Raw genomic sequence first — 17,778 nt, forward strand, 5'->3', positions numbered from 1 at the left:
GGAGGTATTTAATGGGAGTAAACTTAAGAGGAAGAAGCTTTTTATAATTATAAGAGTACATAATAGAAGAAATTGAATATCTAATGAAGTTATCAGAAAACTTCAAAGATTTAAAACGTGCAGGAACACCACACAAGTACTTAGAAGGAAAGAACATAGTTCTTCTATTTGAAAAGACATCAACAAGAACAAGATGTTCCTTTGAAGTAGCAGGATATGACCTTGGAATGGGAGTAACCTACCTTGACCCAGGCAGCTCACAAATGGGACACAAAGAAAGTATCAAAGATACAGCAAGAGTACTTGGAAGAATGTATGACGGAATCGAATACAGAGGATTCTCACAAGAATTAGTAGAAGACCTTGCAAAATATTCAGGAGTGCCAGTATGGAACGGTTTAACAGACAAATTCCATCCAACACAAATGATAGCAGACTTCCTAACAGTAAAAGAGAACTTCGGATACCTAAAAGGACTTAAATTCGTATACCTTGGAGATGCAAGAAACAACGTAGCAAACTCACTAATGATAGTATCAGCAAAATTAGGAGTAAACTTCGTAGGATGCTGTCCAGAAAAATTAAAACCAGAAGAAAGTCTAATAGAAGAAGCAAAGAAGATAGCAAAAGAAAACGGATGTACAATAGAATTTGAAACAGACGTAAAGAAAGCAACAAAAGATGCACACGTTCTATACACAGACATCTGGGTATCAATGGGAGAACCAGCAGAAATTTGGGAACAAAGAATAAACCAACTAAAAGCATACCAAGTAAACAAAGAAGTTATGGAAAACGCAAACGAAGAAGCAATCTTCTTACACTGCCTACCATCATTCCATAACCTTGAAACAACAACAGCAGTAAAAGTAAATGATCAATTTAACATTCCAGAAATGGAAGTAACAGACGAAGTATTTGAATCAGCAAAATCTAAAGTAATGGATCAAGCTGAAAATAGAATGCATACAATAAAAGCAGTAATGTATGCAACATTAAAATAAGGTAATAATTGCATAGCAATTAAATATAAAATAGGAGGAACAAAATGAAAATAGTTAATTCATGGAACGACTTTGACCCTTTAAAAAGAGTTATAGTAGGTAGAGCAGATAATTGTTGTATTTCACCTTCAGAACCAGCTTCTGAAGCTAAAGTACCACTAGACAGCCCAATGAGAGGTATGACAGGCCCAAGACCATTGGACACAGTTGAAAAAGCAAATGCACAACTTGATAATTTAGTAAAAGTATTAGAAGATCATGGTGTTACAGTAGATAGACCAGAACCACTACAATTTAACCAAGCTATAGTAACTCCATTCTTTATGACAGGTTCTCAATTTGGCTGTATGCCACCAAGAGACGTATTACTTACTATTGGTAGCGATATAATCTGTGCATCTATGTCATTTAGATCAAGATTCTTTGAACATTATTGCTATCATAAAAACCTTCGTGAATATTTCGAAAAGGACCCAGAATTTAGATGGTTCTACGGACCAAGACCACAATTAAGTGACGAAAGTTACGATATGCACTACTGGGACGACGTAGATGGACACCCAGTTACTGAAGAAATATTACTTGAAAGAACTGCTAACTTAGAAATGGTTACTAAAGAACACGAAATTCTATTTGACGCAGCAGATGTTATGAGACTTGGTAAAGACTTATTCATCCAAAAAGGTTTAACAACTAACTGGAAGGCTATGGAATGGTTAAGAAGAATGTACCCTGATTTCAGAGTTCACTCACTAAACTTCCCTGGCGACCCATACCCAATCCACATTGACGCTACATTTGTACCATTAAGACCGGGTCTAATTATAAATAACCCACATAGAAGATTACCTGAAGAACAAAGAAAGATTTTCGAAGCTAACGATTGGGAAATTGTTGACGCAGCAATGCCAGCTCACAAGGAACCACCAGAATTATGTTACTCAAGTGTATGGCTATCAATGAACTGCTTAGTTCTTGACCACAACACAGTAATAGTAGAAGCTTCTGAAACTGCACAATGTGAACAAATGGATAAATTAGGTATGAACGTAATACCTGTACCATTTAGAGATGCATATCCATTTGGTGGAGGATTACACTGTGCTACAGCTGACGTTTACCGTGAAGGAGAATGTCAAGATTACTTCCCTAACCAAGTTGAAGATCCTACTCTTATCACTTACGCAGACAAGAGATGGTAATTCATTAGTTAAAAACAAAGCTGTTACAAGAAATTGTAACAGCTTTACTTTAACAGAAAAAAATTAAAATAAACCTTTCAAGGAGGTAATTATGACAAGTTCATGGGCAGTTAACTGCTTTATAATAGGAAGTATAATACTTTTGGTCTATCCTGCAATAACGTTTATCTACAGAGAGACCAAATCTAAAGGCAAAAAGAGGTAATTTATGGCTAATTGGATAATATTTATAGTGGCTTCATGTGTCCTAATTGGTGTAGGATACATGTCAGGAAGAAAAATACAAAAAGACCAAGTAGAGGGAGAAGGTTTTCTTCTGGGAGCAAAACAAATTGGACCGTTTATCGGTGCTGGAACATTAATGGCAACAGGATATAGCGGTTGGGGATTTATAGGTTCTCCTGGTACTGCATATGCCTATGGAACAATTGAGCTATTGGCAAACTTTTTCTTTGCACCTGCAATAACCTTTGGTACACTTTGGTTTGCAAATTACATGAGAAAAAATGCAGAATCCATGGGTGGACTTACCGTACCAGAGTATCTATCAAAGATACATAGAGGTACAGAAGCAGAACAAAGAAGAGTACACTTGTTAGCAGGATTTGCTACACTTATGTTCTTAACTGTATATATAGTTGGACAAATCAGAGCTGTCGGCCTTGTCGCATCAAAATGGCTTGGAGTATCTGAAGCTATAGCAGCAACAATATTGTTATTAGTAGTAATCATATTCACTATGCAAGGTGGACTTTTAGCGGTAGCTATAACAGATACAATCATGTGTGTAGGAATGTTGGTTTCAGCAGTTATAGTAATAACAGTTATAAAACAAGATATTTCTATAATGGAACTTATTGATAAATTAGGTGAAATAGATCCTAAAATAACAAACCCTGTTACATCAGTACCTTATGGACGTAGCAAATACCAGGTATTTTTAGTATTTATCTATGCCTTGTTATTTACAACAACACTTCCATATATGTCAGTAAGATTTCTGTCATTGAAAGAAGATTTAAAAGTTCATAAAATGGCTCTATATATGGCACCTATGGGACTAATACTTAGTTTTATTCCTATGGTAGGTCTTTATATGAGATATAAAAATCCTGGACTTGACAATCCAGATGCAGCAATGCCAGTATTTCTAAACACCTATGTACACCCTGCAATAGGTGGTGTAATAACACTATTCATACTATTTGCGATGCTATCAACAATTAGTTCAGTATTACAAACACAGGCATCAGCTTTATCTCACGATATGTATGTTTCAATAAAGAAAAAAATGCATCCAAAAGGAGATAAATTCAACAGACTTATGGTGCTTGTAATAGCGTTAGTATCTTTATGGTTAACATTCGTTGCACCACAAGGTATGTTAAATCAAATAGCATATATAGGAACAGGTGGTCTTATAGCAATGTTCTTAGGACCTACAATTGTACAAATTTTCATAAAAGCTAATGCTAAGACATGTTTTGTTTCAATGCTTGCAGGACTTATTACAAACGTAGTATTAGTATTAGGTGTAAATACAGGTTGGGTAGAAGCTCCAATTCTTGGAGGACTTGCTTCAGCAGTTGTATATGCAGTTATGGGATATATAACAAATGGAAATAAGAGAATACCTGATGGTTACAGTGAAAAGAAGGTACAAGCAGCTCTTGACGATGCAAAGATCCAAGAAGAACTAAACTAAACAACAATTCAAATATTTAAATAAACAAAGAAAGAGGAGTTCTATAACAATAGAATCTCCTCTTTTATTCTTAAAAAAAGTGATTAAATTAAATCTTCAAGTAAATCTGGGCGTAAAACTTTTATATTAACACCATTTACTTTTATAATTCCCTCGCTCTCCATATATTTTAATTCTGTATTTAAACAAGATCTATTAACTCTTAAAAGGTCTGCAAGCATCTCTTGAGTTTTTGGAAGCTTTAAAGAATCTATTTCATCTATATGTAGAAGCCAATAGGCTATGCGTTGATTTATTTTGTAGTACTGGGTAGCACGAAGTACAAATTTATTGAAGCATAGATATTCGGAAACGAAAGCCAACACATTTTTCATAAGAATTGGATCCTTATCTATTATTGGTTCAAGTTCATCAAAGGGAACAAAATAAACTTCTGATTTTTTCACTGCATATACATCATATGGAAAATTTGTATAGTTACCATAATGAAGATAAAAAGGAAAAGCGTCTCCTTCACTATAGTAGGAAGAAACAATTTCCTTACCATTAATCATATATTCAGTTGTCTTTAAACATCCCTTCTTAATAAGTAATACGTATTTTAATGTTTCGTCATTTCTTATAGAAATATTCTTTGGTTCATAGTAATAAATTTGTGGATTTATATCCATAATCGCATTTTTACTATCTTCTGATATACCTTTAAATATTTTAAAATCCAATAAATCCATGAAACTCTCCTTATAAAATGTAATTTCAATTAAATAATTCTTCAGCTAAATTGAAATAAAAATATTTATTGATTGTAAATTACAAGACTGAAAACAATATTATTTGTTACTTTAAGTTTAACATATTACAGTTATAACTAAAAGAGTAAATAATAGTTGACAAAACATATTAGTAATATCAAATTATTAGCATTTTATAGAAGTAGACAGATAATTATTCTTTCGTATTACTTAAAGTTGTAACAAGTTCTTTTAGAAATATCCATACTCTCCTTACGGAATCAATACTAAGTCTTTCGTTTGGGGTGTGTACATCATGCATAGTCGGACCAAAACTTATCATATCTACATTTGGTAGATGTTTTTTTAAGATTCCACATTCCAGACCACAGTGGATTGTGTGAACGGTTGGATTTGCATAGTATATTTTTTTGTAAACATCAACGGCAATGTTTTTTAAAGTAGAGTTCTCATCATGCTCCCAAACAGGATATCCACCATCATCAGTCAAAGTAAAACCAAATGCATTGACTATAGTTTCATAAGATATTCTATATTCATCAAGACATGACTGTACTGTTGAACGAAGAAGAGCTACAAGGGATATTTCGTCATCAGTTTGCCTTAATACACCATTTGAAATACTTGTTTGAACAAGACCCTTAAACTCTGGATCCATATATATAACTTGGTCAGGAACAGAAATAAGACAATTTAAAACATCTACTTTACTTTTTTCGCTCCAAACCATGTCAAAGACCTCTTCTTCTTTCTCAATATCTATCTTCATAAGAGGATCAGTTTTTCTATGTTCAAATTCTAAAACTCTTGCTCTTTTTTTTATTTCATCAATAGAGTTCTCATCAGTATAAAAATAGACTTTTGCATATGAAGGAATTGCATTTCTTTTGTAACCGGCATCTACATAAGCTATTTCAACATTTTTTAAATTATGAAGAAGTCTTGCCACAAACTTAATCGAGTTTGATCTGAAGTTTTCTATCTGCATACCAGAGTGTCCACCTTTTAATCCGTATATACGCATACAGTAGTGATCACTAAGAGAAGGCTTTACAAAAGTAATCTTCTTTGTAGAAGTCATTGTAACAGCTCCAGCACAACCAACTAATAAATCACCCTCAAGCTCTCCATCCATATTTATAAGATACTTGCCTTCTAAGTCAGAACCATCAACCTTGGAAGCTCCACCCATGCCGAGTTCTTCCATAGTTGTAAAAAGTATCTCTAAGTTTGAGTGGGGAATGTCCTTGCTATCTAAAAGAGCAAGACAGTAAGCAACAGCAATTCCGTTGTCAGCACCAAGAGTAGTCTTATCTGCACGAATCCATCCATCATCAATCTTTAACTTCAGAGGATCCTTTAAGAAGTCATGTTTCGAATCTTCAGTCTTAACACAGACCATATCCATGTGACCCTGCAAGATAATGGTAGGACCATCTTCAAGTCCCTCAGTTGCAGGTTTTTTTATGATTACATTGTATACTTCATCCCTCTTTGCATAAAGACCCCTCTCCTTTGCAAAGTTTAACATATACTCACTTATTTCTTTTTCATTTTTTGAACCCCTTGGGATATTGCTTATCTCTTCAAACCAGTGTAGAACATCCCTTGGTTCCAATTCTTCAAACATATTATCTCCTATATTTTAAATCTTTCAATACTATTGTACATCAACTTAATACATATGTTAAAAGTTATATTCTTCATAAATCAACAAAAGTGTAATAACCAGTAAATTAGGGATATGTTTAAGGCAAGTTAAAGGTAGCTAATCTAAAATAAAGTCATAAAGAGGTGATAAAAAATGAATGATGACAGATTCGAAAATAATGGATACGAATCAGATAGCGAAAGAGATGAAAACAGATATTATTACAATGGCGGAGGCTATGATTATTATAATGGAAACTATAGAGAAGCCTCTCCTTCAATGGACGATATTAAAAAAGTTGTAAGAGATGAAGTAAAAAGAGTTCCTCAAAAAAAGACTCCATGGCTTAGAATAATTATTATTACACTTTTATTCTCTGTGCTTTCATCAATGGCTACTGCAGTCAAGGTGAAAGACATTGTGGAAGCTGAATATGGAAGAGAAAGTCAAAAAACTACTTCTGCAAAGACCACAATAAATGTAAAAGGCGATGAAAATGTAGAAAACGCAGTTGCAAAGAAAGCTATTCCTTCAGTTGTAGGTATCACAACAGTAACTCAATCAAACGACATATTCAATTTAAACAAATATGTTCAAGGAGTTGGGTCAGGTGTAATAGTAAGTTCAGATGGATACATTCTTACAAATTCCCATGTGGTTGGAAATGGAAATGCAAAAGAGATGAATGTAATATTTAGCAATGGAGAAAAGACTCCAGGAAAACTTATCTGGCAGGACGAAAGCTTGGACTTAGCTGTAATAAAAGTTGAAAAGACAGGACTTCCTGTAATGGACATCGGCGACTCAGACAAAGTATCAGTTGGAGACAAGGCAATAGCAATTGGAAACCCTCTTGGACTTGACCTACAATCTACACTAACTTCTGGATACATCTCAGGACTTAATAGAACGATAAATATGGAAAATGGAGCGTCAATGGACGGACTTATCCAAACGGATGCAGCTATAAACGGAGGAAACTCTGGAGGAGCACTTTTAAACGCAAAAGGTGAGCTAATAGGGATAAACACTGCAAAGGCAAGTGGCGGTGAAGGAATTGGTTTCGCTATACCAATTAATATTGCAAAGACAATCGTTAACGAAATAAAAGAAAAGGGTAACTTCGACACAGTTAAACTTGGAATACAAGGTGTAGACTTGAAAATATATGAAAAGTACTTCCAAGTTGAAACAGGAGCAGAAAACGGTGCAGTAGTAATTAAAGTTGAACCTACATCACCTGCAGGAAAAGCTGGACTTCAAGCAAATGATATAATTTTAAAACTTGGCGACAAAGAGGTAAGTGGAATGAATGACATTAGAAAAGCACTTATAAACTATAGAATTGGCGATGAAGTTGAGCTTGAAATATTAAGAAATGGAAAGAACGAAAAAGTAAAATTAAAGTTTGAAGAATTTACACAAACTGAAAATTAGAAAAAGGGCGTAGAGATACGCTCTTTTTTAGGAATTTTTTTAAAATTAAGATATAATTAAAGGGAGGTGAATTTATGAAAAGAAAAATAATATCATTATTAATGATTTTTGTATTTGTACTTACATCATGTAAAAATAATCAAGATAATGTTAATCAAAGTGAAGATAATCAAAAAGAAACTACTCAAAATATTGCTACAAAAGATAATACTGAAATAGAATACGAAAAATATTCAGATACATTTTTTGACGTGTTTGACACAATAATAAGCTTTACTGCATATACACAGGACAAAGAAGAATATGATAAGTATTATACAGTAGTTAAGTCAGAATTTGAAAGACTTCATAAACTCTACACACATTTTGATGAGTACGAAGGAATAAATAACGTCAAGACCATTAACGATAATGCAGGAGTAGAACCAGTTAAGGTGGACAAAGATCTTTTTGACCTTATAAAATTTTCAAAAGAGATGACAGAAAAATACTCAGATAAAACAGACATGGCGTTTGGCCCAGTTTTAGATGTGTGGCATAATTATAGAGAAGAAGGAATGAAAAACCCAGACAGTGCAAAAGTTCCTACAGAAGAAGAATTGAAGAACGCTTCTACACATACCGATATCAAAAAGGTAATTTTAAACGAAGAGGACCAAACAGTATTCTTAGAAGAAAAGGGAATGGCACTTGACCTTGGTGCAACATCAAAAGGCTTTGCCTCACAAATCGTTATGGATAAAGTAAAAGAAGCAGGATGTAAGTATGCCATCCTTTCAGCAGGAGGAAATATTATTGCACTTGAACGACCAAACATTGAAGGTAGAGATAAATGGGCAATAGGAGTTCAAGATCCAGATGTTGAAGGAGAAGAAGAAAAACAACCAATAGAGATAATTCGAGGAAATAACCTCTCTATAGTTACAAGTGGAGACTATCAAAGATTCTATACAGTTGATGGAAAAAGATACGCTCATATAATTGATCCAGAAACCCTACAACCGGCAGAAAAATTTAAATCAGTAACCATAATTACAAAAGATAGCGGTCTTGCAGACTATCTTTCAACAACACTTTTTATATTAGACCAGGAAAAAGGGCTTGAATTGTTGAACAAATTTGAAGATGCTGAAGCTATGTGGGTTGACAAAGATGGAAATATAAAACAGACAGAAGGATTTAAAGAATATACAAAAAATTAGAGGCTTAGCCTCTTTTTTGTTGGAAGAAAAAAGCTTTTGAGGTTTTGATGTGTACCCATAAAACTGGACACATTATTAAATTAATTATTTGCAAGTGGATGCTAACTTTAAGGGAGAGCATCCCCAATGGATTCTTTAAAGCCATAACTTTTTCCACCACAGGGTGGCTTTTCTTTGCTAAATTTTATCAAAGCATTGAAATTGACAATCTCTAAGCAACAGGCTAAAATAGTGTTGAATTGATATAAATAGATAATTATTAATTAATGATGAAATAGAAGGAGATATTATGACACTAACATTACCGGAACGTTTTGAAGAGCTTTCTGATGCAAGAAAAGAAGGCTTTGTAAAAGTTATGAAGTTAAAGGAAGAGGGCAAGGGCATTGTAGGAGTTTTTTGCGCATACACACCTACTGAAGTGCTTGATGCAGCTGGACTTGTGTCTGCGGGGTTATGTGGAACAAGTCAAGAGACTATTCCAATTGCTGAACAGACTCTACCAAAAAATCTTTGCCCCCTTATTAAGTCATCTTATGGATTTGCTGTTTCTGAAAAGTGTCCGTATACATATTTTTCTGATCTTATAATTGGAGAAACAACTTGTGACGGTAAGAAGAAGATGTATGAATTATTAAGGGACTTAGGTAAGGATGTTTATGTAATGCAGCTTCCTCAAAGTAACAAAAGGGCATATGCAGCACAGGTTTGGAGAGAAGAGATAAAGCTCTTAATAGAATATATCGAAAAGAAATTTGATATTGAAATTACAGACGAGATGCTTCGTGAATCTGCAAGAAAGATGAATAGACTTCGCAGGGCAAAGCATAGAATGTTTGAACTTCAAAAGATGGATCCACCTCCAATGTATGGTATAGATATGGTAAAGGCAACTGAAGGAGAAGGATTTAAACTTACAGTTGATGACAGAATAAAAGCGATTGAAGACCTATGTGAACATATTGAATCAAATTACAAGGAAAATGGTACCGACGTGCCTAAGACTCAAAAGAGGATTATGCTTACAGGTTGCCCAATGGGTGGAGTTATGGACAAGGTTGTAAAGACCCTTGAAGACAGTGGCGGAGTGGTTGTAGTATATGACACTTGCGCTGGAACCAGAACTTGTGAAGATCTTGTTGACGAGGATGCAGATGATATATTACTTGCAATTGCAGAAAGATATTTAAAGATCGGATGCTCTGTAATGCATGACAACACAGAAAGAACTGACAACATGGAAAGACTTATTAAAGAATATAAAGTTGATGGGGTTGTGGAAGTTATTCTTCAAGCATGCCACACATTTAATGTAGAAGCAGTTAAGATCGAAAGAGAAGTTCGACGTGCAGGAGTTCCATACACAAAACTTGAAGTAGACTATTCAGATACCGATAGAGGACAAATTTCAACAAGGATTGAAGCCTTTCTTGAAATGATTGACAAATAGTAGAAAGTGTACCTTAACTGGTGCACTTTTTTAATGATATACTAAAAATAAAAAAGGATAAGATATGAAAAGACAAATTATTATTGACACAGATCCTGGAATTGATGATGCTATTGCCATTGCATTGGCACTTTCTTCAGAAAAACTTGACGTAAGATTAATAACCACAGTAAATGGCAATGTAGGTATTGAAAATGTTACTGAAAACGCCCTAAAACTACTTTCCTTTTTAGATAGTGATGTAAAAGTTGCAAAGGGAGCTTCAATGCCACTTTTACGTAACAGAATAAACGCAGCCAATGTCCATGGTGAAACAGGAATGGAAGGATACGTTTTTCCAAGTGCAAATAGAAAAAAACTATTAAAAGAAAATGCAGTTGAAGCAATGTATCATACTTTGTCAGATTCAAAAGATAAGATTACCCTTGTCCCAATTGGGCCTTTAACAAATATTGCAATGCTTATTAGAAGCTATCCAGAAATTACTCCAAAGATAGAAGAAATTGTAATGATGGGAGGAGCATTTGCAAGAGGAAATTTTGGAGTATATTCAGAGTTTAATATTGCATGTGACCCAGAAGCTGCAAAAATAGTTTTAGAATCTAAAATACCAATAATTATGTGTACCCTTGATGTTGGATTAAAGATACCGATATATAAAGAAGAGATTGAAGAAATTCGTAATATGAATGAACTTGGTGAGATGTTTTATGGATTATTTCAAAGATATAGAAGTGGAAGCTTTGATGATGGATTAAGAATGTTTGATAGCTGTGCAGTGGCATATTTGTTAAAACCAAACATGTTTCAGATGAAGGATGCCTATGTTGCAGTTGAAACAAAGGGACACTACACCTATGGAGCAACCTGTATTGATTACTTGGGAATACTTGGTGAAAGTCCAAATGTAAAATTCACCTATGATATAGACGTTGAAATTTTTAAAAAGTGGTTTTTAGAATCCATAAGACAATGGAAGAAGTAGATATTGAAGGAGAAGCAAAATGATTTTATATTTTTCAGGAACTGAAAACAGTGAATATTTAGCAAAAAGACTTGGTGCTTTTTTGGACGATGAAGTAATAGATTTATTCAACTACATTAAAAACAACGATAAGAAAAACTTTAACTCAGAAACACCATTTGTACTTGTATCTCCAACCTATTCATGGAGAGTACCAAGATTTTTAACAGATTATCTTGATAGATGTAGCTTTACGGGAAATAAAAATATGTATGTTGTTATGAACTATGGAGATTCATGTGGCAATGCTACTAAGTACATAGGAGAAGACATAAAGAGATGGAATTTAAATTACAAGGGATTATACGGAGTAAAGATGCCTGAAAACTACCTTGCACTTTTTGAACTGGATTCAGATGAAAAAAATAGAAGTATAGTAGAAAATGCGGACAAAGAAATTAAAAAGATAGGACAAGTTATAAAAGAAGGAAGGGACTTCGATAATATAGAAGTAAGTTTAGGCGATAAGTTTTGCTCTGGAGTTGTAAATAAAATATTTTTCAAATTCATAGTTAAAGATAAAAAGTTTTATTATACCGATAAGTGCATAAAATGTGGAAAGTGTGCTAAAGTATGCGTACTTAATAACATTAGCTATAAAGATGGATACCCTAATTGGAATGGAAACTGTACTCACTGCATGGCTTGCATCTGTAAGTGTCCAACAGGAGCGATTGAATACGGAAAGAAGACTGTGGGCAAAGAAAGGTATTTACTTAGTAGGACTGTTGGAGGGGAAAAGAATAATTAAAAATGGGATTTTCAGGTATAGGATATAGCATATTTTCATGGGTGTAAATTCAAATTAAATTTATATATAAAACTGTAGTTAAGAGCCAAAATATATTAGCTCTTAACTAATTTTCTAAATACTCTTCAAAGCCAGTAATTTCTTTTAATACATCCCTTAGCGACTCCACTTCAAAGCCATTAAATCCCGTTATTTTTTCTGCATGGAGCATGGAACTTAGGATGGATTCGTGAATAGCTTCTATTGTTGCGGAGAAAACAGCATCTATTTTATCGTCTGCTAAGCACTTAATATTAAAAAAATTATCTTCTTCGTGAGGGATTTTGTTAAAAGTTGAAAAGGCGAGAGCTACTTCACCACTTCCATTTCCTGAGTTTGCTCCAGTTCTTGAAATGCCAGACATAGCTCTTTTACAAACTCTCTCTAATTGTCTTGATGACAAGGGAAGGTCTGTAGCTATAACAACTATAATTGATCCCTGTTCTTTTTCTTTATTAATAGGTATTTCATTTTTTAATTTTTCTTCTTTTAATTTCTTAATATTTTTCCCATCTATGGTGAGTTCGTTAAATTTTGCATGATTAGTAAGAACCAAAACACCTATAGTATAGTCTTTGTCATAACGAAGTACTCTTGATGAAGTTCCTATTCCGCCCTTTAGTTCATGGCACCTCATGCCACGACCTGCACCTATAGCACCTTCTTCAACTTGTTCAGATGAATTTTCTATTGCGGCTATAACATCGTCTTCTCTAATGTGAAGACCTCTAATGTCATTTAATCTCATATCGTTACATTCTAAAATGGGACAGTTTATGGTTCCAGTGTTGATACCTATTTCAGGATTTTTACTGAGCATATATTTTACACAGGCTGTCAATGCAGTTCCTACAGAGAGTGTATTTGTCAACACAATAGGGGATTCAATTGTACCGAGTTCATCAATTTGGATTAGGCCCTGTGGTTTTGAAAAACCATTTACAACATGGCTTGCTGATAGAAGTTTCTCTTTAAAGATGTTTTCCTTAGGGACTATTGCTGTTACTCCAGTCTGTATTCCGCCTTTATTAATTGTAACTTGACCGACTTTAACACCTTCTACATCAGTGATTGAATTTTTAGCTCCTTTTTTGTATATGCCAATTTGTTTTTTTATTCCCATAAGACACTCCTTTTGAAATATTATATCATCATATTTTTTGAATAATTTTGTAAAAAAACTGTTGAGATGACAAATACCAAACTCAACAGCTTCTTAAAATATAATAATCATTACATGCCATATCAATTTTTGAATACAATTTCTCCATCAATTAAAACATATTTAATTTCTGTTTCAAGTTTCATAGGGTTGCCGTTTGTGATTACAAGGTCTGCATCTTTTCCATTTTCTATGGAGCCAACTCTGTTTTCAATCCCCAAGTGCTTGGCAGGATTTATTGTTATCGCCTTTAATGCTTCATATTCATCCATTCCCCATTTTACTGCAAGGCCTGCACAAAGTGGCAGATACTCTTGTGGGATTACTGGAGCATCTGTGATTATCGAAACATCACAACCTGCCTTTGAAAGAACTCCTGGTGTCTCAAAGGTAACATGTTGCATTTCAAATTTTACTGGATGACTAAGTGATGGACCTACTGCCATTCTAACATTTTCTTTTGCAAGTTCATCTACTATTAAATGGCCCTCTGTAACGTGTTCTAATGTTATATCCAAATCAAACTCTCTTGCGATTCTAAGGGCAGTAAAGATGTCGTTTGCTTGATGTGCATGGGCTTTTAGAGGAATTTCTTTTTTTAGAACGGGTATAAGGGCTTCGTACTTTGAATTGAATTCAGGTTTTTTGCTATTATCGTCTTTGGCGATCTCTTTCTTTTCCATGTATTCTTTTGTCTTATTCAACATATCTCTAAAGTTTGCTGCAGTAGACATCCTTGTACTGATTCCCTTTTCTCTGTAGACTCTCTTTGGATTTTCTCCAAATGCACATTTCATTGCAACAGGATCTTTAACTACCATGTCATCAATTCGCTTTCCAAAAGTTTTAATAGCAACAAAAGTTCCTCCAATTATATTTGCAGAGCCAGGGCCAGTACCTACAGTTGTAACTCCACCCTCATATGCCTTTCTCAAAGATGGATCCATAGGATTTAACCCATCGATTCCTCTAAGCTCTGGAGTTAAAAATTTATTAAGTTCATTGTAGTCTTCGCCCTCATATCCAATACCAGATCCATCAAGTCCAAGGTGGCTGTGACAGTCGATAAATCCAGGATAGATTTCAAAATCTGTTCCATCAATAACTTCACCTGAAAAATCTTTTTCATAATTTCCCTTAACAATTTCTTTAATTTTTCCATCATCAACTAATATTGAACCTAAAAATCCTTCTTTAGAATCTTTTTCGTCCATTGTGTGAACGGTTATATTTTTTATAAGTAGCATTTTTCTTCCTTTCTGTAGTGTTTGTTAATATTAGTTTATTACAATTGATTGACAAATACAAGAATATAAAATTTAGTTGTTGACAATGTAAAATTTAGGTGTTATATTAAATATGTAATCGGTTACATATCTAATGCTGGAGCAAACGATTACAAGGAGGTGAAGGCTTGAACATAAAGGATATTGCACGGATTGCAGGGGTATCTTCGGCAACGGTTTCAAGGGTTATAAATGACTCTGGGTATGTGAGTGATAAAACAAGAGAAAAAGTTACAGAGACTATAAAAAAATATGATTATGTACCTAATCTCACTGCCAGGAGTTTAAGTAAAAAAGTTTCAACATATATAGGAGTGGTAATTCCAGATATTGAGAATGAATTTTTTTCGAAGATGACTACTGGTATAAGCACTGTTGCTGGAAGTGGTGAGTTTAATATTCAGCTTTTAAATTCCAATGAAAATGTAGAAATTGAAAATAAATTTTTACAGGGCATAGTGGGACACGACTTAGCTGGATTAATTATTGCGCCGGTTGCCTGTGACAATATCTATTGTAAGGAAAAATTAAATTCATTACATGAGCAAGGCCTTCCAATTGTCCTTATTGATAGAGATATTGACGGATTAAAATTACCTTCGGTATTTGTAGACAATATAAATTCGAGTTTTGAAGCTGTAAAGGCATTGATTGATGAGGGTCATAAAAAAATTGGAATAATAAAAGGTACTATGAATTCTAAACCAGGAAGGGAAAGATATTTAGGTTATTTGAAAGCTCTTGAATATGCAGGAATAGAGATAAAATCTGAATACATAGTCCAAGGAGACTTTAGACTTGAAGGGGCTTATCAAGCTTGTAAGAGTTTGCTTGATTTAAAGGATCCTCCAACTGCAATCTTTTCTTCAAATAACTTTTCCACATTGGGATGTATTAAGGCTTTTAATGAAAAGGGATTAAAACTTAGCGAGGATATTTCTCTGATAGGTTTTGATGATATTGAAGTGTTGAGCATTTTGAATTTTAATTTGTCGGCAGTTCATAGACAGGCGAAGATGCAAGGAATGGAAGCGATGAAGCTTCTTCTTAAAATGATTAATGGAGAAGATGTAAAGAACAAAGAGATTATTGTGCCCAGCAAATTGATTTTAAGGGGTTCAGAAAAAAGAAAGGTGGATAGAAATGAAACTGAATAAGATGATAGATCATACTATCTTAAAAGCAGATGCGAAGAGAGAAGACGTTTTAAAATACTGTGAGGAAGCAAAGGAATATGATTTTATGTCAGTTTGTGTAAACAGCTGTAATGTAAAAATTGTAAAAAAAGCGCTTGAAGGTTCTGATGTTAAAGTGTGTTGCGTAGTTGGTTTTCCTTTAGGTGCCATGGCAACTGAAACAAAGGCCTTTGAATCTAAGTACTGTGTTGATAATGGTGCAGATGAAATAGATATGGTTATAAATATCGGCGCATTAAAAGACGAAAATTATGACTATGTAAAAAAAGATATTGAAGAAGTTGTAAAGGCTTCAAACGGCAAGGTTGTAAAGGTAATTATTGAAACCTGTCTATTAAGTGATGAAGAAAAGAAAAAAGCATGTGAACTTGCAAAGGAAGCAAAGGCTGATTTTGTAAAGACTTCAACAGGTTTTTCATCAGGCGGTGCTACTGCGGAAGATGTTAAGCTTATGAAGTCTGTTGTTGGAGATGAACTAAAAGTAAAAGCTTCTGGTGGAGTTAGAACTAAGGAAGATGCCATGAAGATGATAGAAGCAGGAGCAGATAGAATTGGTGCAAGCTCTGGTATAAATATAGTTAAGTAGGTGAATTAAATGGGAAAAAAAGCAGTAGTTTTCGGTAGCTTTGTAGTTGACCTTATGTCAAGAGGATCACATTTGCCAAGTCCTGGAGAAACTGTAAAAGGTACGGATTTTGCAATGGGTCCTGGTGGTAAGGGATTCAACCAATGTGTTGCGGCTCACAAGGCAGGTACAGATGTTCTAATGATGACAAAGCTTGGTGATGATGAGTTTTCGAATGTGTGTCTTAACACAATGGATTCACTTGGAATGGATAAAAAACATGTAATTATAACTGACAAGAGTTCCACTGGTACTGCACTTATTATGGTGGATGAAAATACTGGAGAGAATCAAATTCTTGTAGTTCCAGCAGCTTGTACAGAAATTACAGATGAAGAGGTAGAAAGTTTAAAGGAAACTTTGAAAGATGCAGAATATGTCTTAACGCAACTCGAAACAAATATTTCAGCTGTTGAAAAGTTAGTTGAAGTTTCAAAAGAAACTAACACTAAAGTAATACTTAACACAGCTCCAATCCAAAAATTTGATGAAGAAATGTTAAAAGACATCTATATGGTTACTCCAAATGAAGTAGAGGCTCAAACTCTTACAGGAGTAAAAGTTACAGATTTAGATTCTGCAAATGAAGCTTCAAAATGGTTTATGGACAGGGGAGTAAAACAAGTAATTATAACTCTTGGAAGAAACGGAGTCTATGTAAATGACGGACACAAGTCCGATATAATCAAAGCTTTTAAAGTTGATGCCATTGATACAACAGGAGCAGGAGACGCCTTTAACGGAGGACTTTTGGCAGGCCTCAGCGAAGGAATGGATATATGGGAAGCTTCCAGACTTGGTAATGTTGTTGGTGCACTATCAGTTCAAAAACTTGGAACTACACCCTCAATGCCGACAAGACAAGAAATTGATGAATTTAGGAGGTCTTTAAATGATTAAAAAGGGAATTTTTCATCCTCAACTTCTAAGAGTTTTAGGAGAATTAAGACATAGAGATATGCTTGTAATAGGTGATGCAGGTCTTCCAATACCAAAAGGCGTTGAAAGAGTTGACCTTGGATGGATTGAAGGAGAGCCTTCCTATTTAAAAGTTCTGTCCGAGATTTCTAAAGTTATTGTGGTTGAAGATGCCATTTTTGCAAATGAGGCAAAGGAAGTAAGTCCTGAGATTCATAAAGAAGCATTAAAACTACTTCCAGAAGATGTCAAACTAAAATATGTGGATCACTCAGAATTAAAAGAAATAAGTAAAGACGCAAAAGCAATAGTATTAACAGGAGAATTTACAGGATATACGAATGTGATATTAGTTTGTGGATGTGCGTATTAGG

At 34.2% G+C, this 17,778-nt stretch carries 16 protein-coding genes; 12 read left to right on the top strand and 4 right to left on the bottom strand.

Annotated elements, in window-relative coordinates; translation table 11 throughout:
* Positions 1 to 59: 59 nt before the first annotated feature.
* From argF to BN2746_RS03595, 3 genes are all read left to right on the top strand, one after another.
* Positions 60 to 1,004 (top strand): ornithine carbamoyltransferase, encoded by a 945-nt coding sequence (gene argF, locus BN2746_RS03585; RefSeq protein WP_404803083.1) that lies wholly within the window; start codon positions 60 to 62, stop codon positions 1,002 to 1,004.
* Between the two features lie 44 nt (positions 1,005 to 1,048).
* Positions 1,049 to 2,206 carry a serine/threonine protein kinase gene (locus BN2746_RS03590; protein ID WP_055078491.1) on the top strand — a complete coding sequence of 386 codons (1,158 nt, stop codon included), beginning with the start codon at positions 1,049 to 1,051 and terminating at the stop codon, positions 2,204 to 2,206.
* Positions 2,207 to 2,414: 208 nt separating this feature from the next.
* Positions 2,415 to 3,911, top strand: coding sequence for a sodium:solute symporter family protein (locus tag BN2746_RS03595; RefSeq protein WP_055078492.1), 1,497 nt, complete (start codon positions 2,415 to 2,417; stop codon positions 3,909 to 3,911).
* 83 nt (positions 3,912 to 3,994) lie between these two features.
* On the opposite strand, the gene BN2746_RS03600 is transcribed toward BN2746_RS03595, so the two are convergent.
* Together BN2746_RS03600 and pepD are read right to left on the bottom strand one after the other, a co-directional pair.
* Positions 3,995 to 4,642 (bottom strand): Crp/Fnr family transcriptional regulator, encoded by a 648-nt coding sequence (locus tag BN2746_RS03600; RefSeq protein WP_055078493.1) that lies wholly within the window; start codon positions 4,640 to 4,642, stop codon positions 3,995 to 3,997.
* Between the two features lie 214 nt (positions 4,643 to 4,856).
* Positions 4,857 to 6,293, bottom strand: coding sequence for a beta-Ala-His dipeptidase (gene pepD, locus BN2746_RS03605; RefSeq protein WP_055078494.1), 1,437 nt, complete (start codon positions 6,291 to 6,293; stop codon positions 4,857 to 4,859).
* Between the two features lie 174 nt (positions 6,294 to 6,467).
* On the opposite strand from pepD, the gene BN2746_RS03610 reads away from it, so the two are divergent.
* From BN2746_RS03610 to BN2746_RS03630, 5 genes are all read left to right on the top strand, one after another.
* Entirely contained in the window at positions 6,468 to 7,751 is a 1,284-nt protein-coding gene (locus BN2746_RS03610; protein ID WP_197273086.1) for a S1C family serine protease, read from the top strand.
* A gap of 74 nt (positions 7,752 to 7,825) precedes the next feature.
* A complete protein-coding gene (locus BN2746_RS03615) occupies positions 7,826 to 8,953 on the top strand; it encodes an FAD:protein FMN transferase (protein WP_055078495.1) in 1,128 nt (375 codons plus the stop codon).
* A gap of 289 nt (positions 8,954 to 9,242) precedes the next feature.
* Complete coding sequence (locus tag BN2746_RS03620; RefSeq protein ID WP_055078496.1) at positions 9,243 to 10,403, top strand: double-cubane-cluster-containing anaerobic reductase; 1,161 nt, start codon at positions 9,243 to 9,245, stop codon at positions 10,401 to 10,403.
* Positions 10,404 to 10,467: 64 nt separating this feature from the next.
* Positions 10,468 to 11,388, top strand: a complete 921-nt coding sequence (gene rihC, locus BN2746_RS03625; RefSeq protein ID WP_055078497.1) for a ribonucleoside hydrolase RihC — start codon at positions 10,468 to 10,470, stop codon at positions 11,386 to 11,388.
* Between the two features lie 19 nt (positions 11,389 to 11,407).
* Positions 11,408 to 12,178, top strand: a complete 771-nt coding sequence (locus BN2746_RS03630; RefSeq protein WP_055078498.1) for an EFR1 family ferrodoxin — start codon at positions 11,408 to 11,410, stop codon at positions 12,176 to 12,178.
* A 106-nt stretch (positions 12,179 to 12,284) separates the two neighbouring features.
* On the opposite strand, the gene BN2746_RS03635 is transcribed toward BN2746_RS03630, so the two are convergent.
* Both BN2746_RS03635 and BN2746_RS03640 read right to left on the bottom strand, forming a co-directional pair.
* Positions 12,285 to 13,340, bottom strand: a complete 1,056-nt coding sequence (locus tag BN2746_RS03635; RefSeq protein WP_055078499.1) for a DmpA family aminopeptidase — start codon at positions 13,338 to 13,340, stop codon at positions 12,285 to 12,287.
* A gap of 122 nt (positions 13,341 to 13,462) precedes the next feature.
* On the bottom strand, positions 13,463 to 14,626 hold the full coding sequence (locus BN2746_RS03640; protein WP_055078500.1) for an amidohydrolase: 1,164 nt from the start codon (positions 14,624 to 14,626) through the stop codon (positions 13,463 to 13,465).
* Positions 14,627 to 14,793: 167 nt separating this feature from the next.
* On the opposite strand from BN2746_RS03640, the gene BN2746_RS03645 reads away from it, so the two are divergent.
* The 4 genes from BN2746_RS03645 to rbsD are packed head-to-tail and all read left to right on the top strand — an operon-like array spanning position 14,794 to position 17,777.
* Positions 14,794 to 15,822 carry a LacI family DNA-binding transcriptional regulator gene (locus BN2746_RS03645; protein WP_055078501.1) on the top strand — a complete coding sequence of 343 codons (1,029 nt, stop codon included), beginning with the start codon at positions 14,794 to 14,796 and terminating at the stop codon, positions 15,820 to 15,822.
* On the top strand, positions 15,809 to 16,447 hold the full coding sequence (deoC, locus tag BN2746_RS03650; RefSeq protein ID WP_055078502.1) for a deoxyribose-phosphate aldolase: 639 nt from the start codon (positions 15,809 to 15,811) through the stop codon (positions 16,445 to 16,447). The genes BN2746_RS03645 and deoC overlap by 14 nt, the downstream gene beginning before the upstream one ends.
* Positions 16,448 to 16,456: 9 nt before the next feature.
* A complete protein-coding gene (gene rbsK / locus BN2746_RS03655) occupies positions 16,457 to 17,386 on the top strand; it encodes a ribokinase (RefSeq protein ID WP_055078503.1) in 930 nt (309 codons plus the stop codon).
* Positions 17,379 to 17,777, top strand: coding sequence for a D-ribose pyranase (gene rbsD, locus BN2746_RS03660; RefSeq protein WP_055078504.1), 399 nt, complete (start codon positions 17,379 to 17,381; stop codon positions 17,775 to 17,777). The genes rbsK and rbsD overlap by 8 nt, the downstream gene beginning before the upstream one ends.
* The last annotated feature ends 1 nt before the right edge of the window (position 17,778 follow it).

It is taken from the genome of Lagierella massiliensis (genome assembly GCF_001407835.1).
In the GTDB taxonomy this organism is placed as follows: Bacteria; Bacillota; Clostridia; order Tissierellales; family Peptoniphilaceae; genus Mediannikoviicoccus; species Mediannikoviicoccus massiliensis.

Coding starts and splice junctions, on each gene's coding strand:
- BN2746_RS03620 (WP_055078496.1), top strand. CDS start 9,243: ATGACACTAACATTACCGGAACGTTTTGAAGAGCTTTCTGATGCAAGA.
- deoC (WP_055078502.1), top strand. CDS start 15,809: ATGAAACTGAATAAGATGATAGATCATACTATCTTAAAAGCAGATGCG.
- BN2746_RS03600 (WP_055078493.1), bottom strand. CDS start 4,642: ATGGATTTATTGGATTTTAAAATATTTAAAGGTATATCAGAAGATAGT.
- pepD (WP_055078494.1), bottom strand. CDS start 6,293: ATGTTTGAAGAATTGGAACCAAGGGATGTTCTACACTGGTTTGAAGAG.
- rbsK (WP_055078503.1), top strand. CDS start 16,457: ATGGGAAAAAAAGCAGTAGTTTTCGGTAGCTTTGTAGTTGACCTTATG.
- BN2746_RS03590 (WP_055078491.1), top strand. CDS start 1,049: ATGAAAATAGTTAATTCATGGAACGACTTTGACCCTTTAAAAAGAGTT.
- BN2746_RS03630 (WP_055078498.1), top strand. CDS start 11,408: ATGATTTTATATTTTTCAGGAACTGAAAACAGTGAATATTTAGCAAAA.
- rbsD (WP_055078504.1), top strand. CDS start 17,379: ATGATTAAAAAGGGAATTTTTCATCCTCAACTTCTAAGAGTTTTAGGA.
- BN2746_RS03640 (WP_055078500.1), bottom strand. CDS start 14,626: ATGCTACTTATAAAAAATATAACCGTTCACACAATGGACGAAAAAGAT.
- rihC (WP_055078497.1), top strand. CDS start 10,468: ATGAAAAGACAAATTATTATTGACACAGATCCTGGAATTGATGATGCT.
- BN2746_RS03635 (WP_055078499.1), bottom strand. CDS start 13,340: ATGGGAATAAAAAAACAAATTGGCATATACAAAAAAGGAGCTAAAAAT.
- BN2746_RS03610 (WP_197273086.1), top strand. CDS start 6,468: ATGAATGATGACAGATTCGAAAATAATGGATACGAATCAGATAGCGAA.
- BN2746_RS03595 (WP_055078492.1), top strand. CDS start 2,415: ATGGCTAATTGGATAATATTTATAGTGGCTTCATGTGTCCTAATTGGT.
- BN2746_RS03615 (WP_055078495.1), top strand. CDS start 7,826: ATGAAAAGAAAAATAATATCATTATTAATGATTTTTGTATTTGTACTT.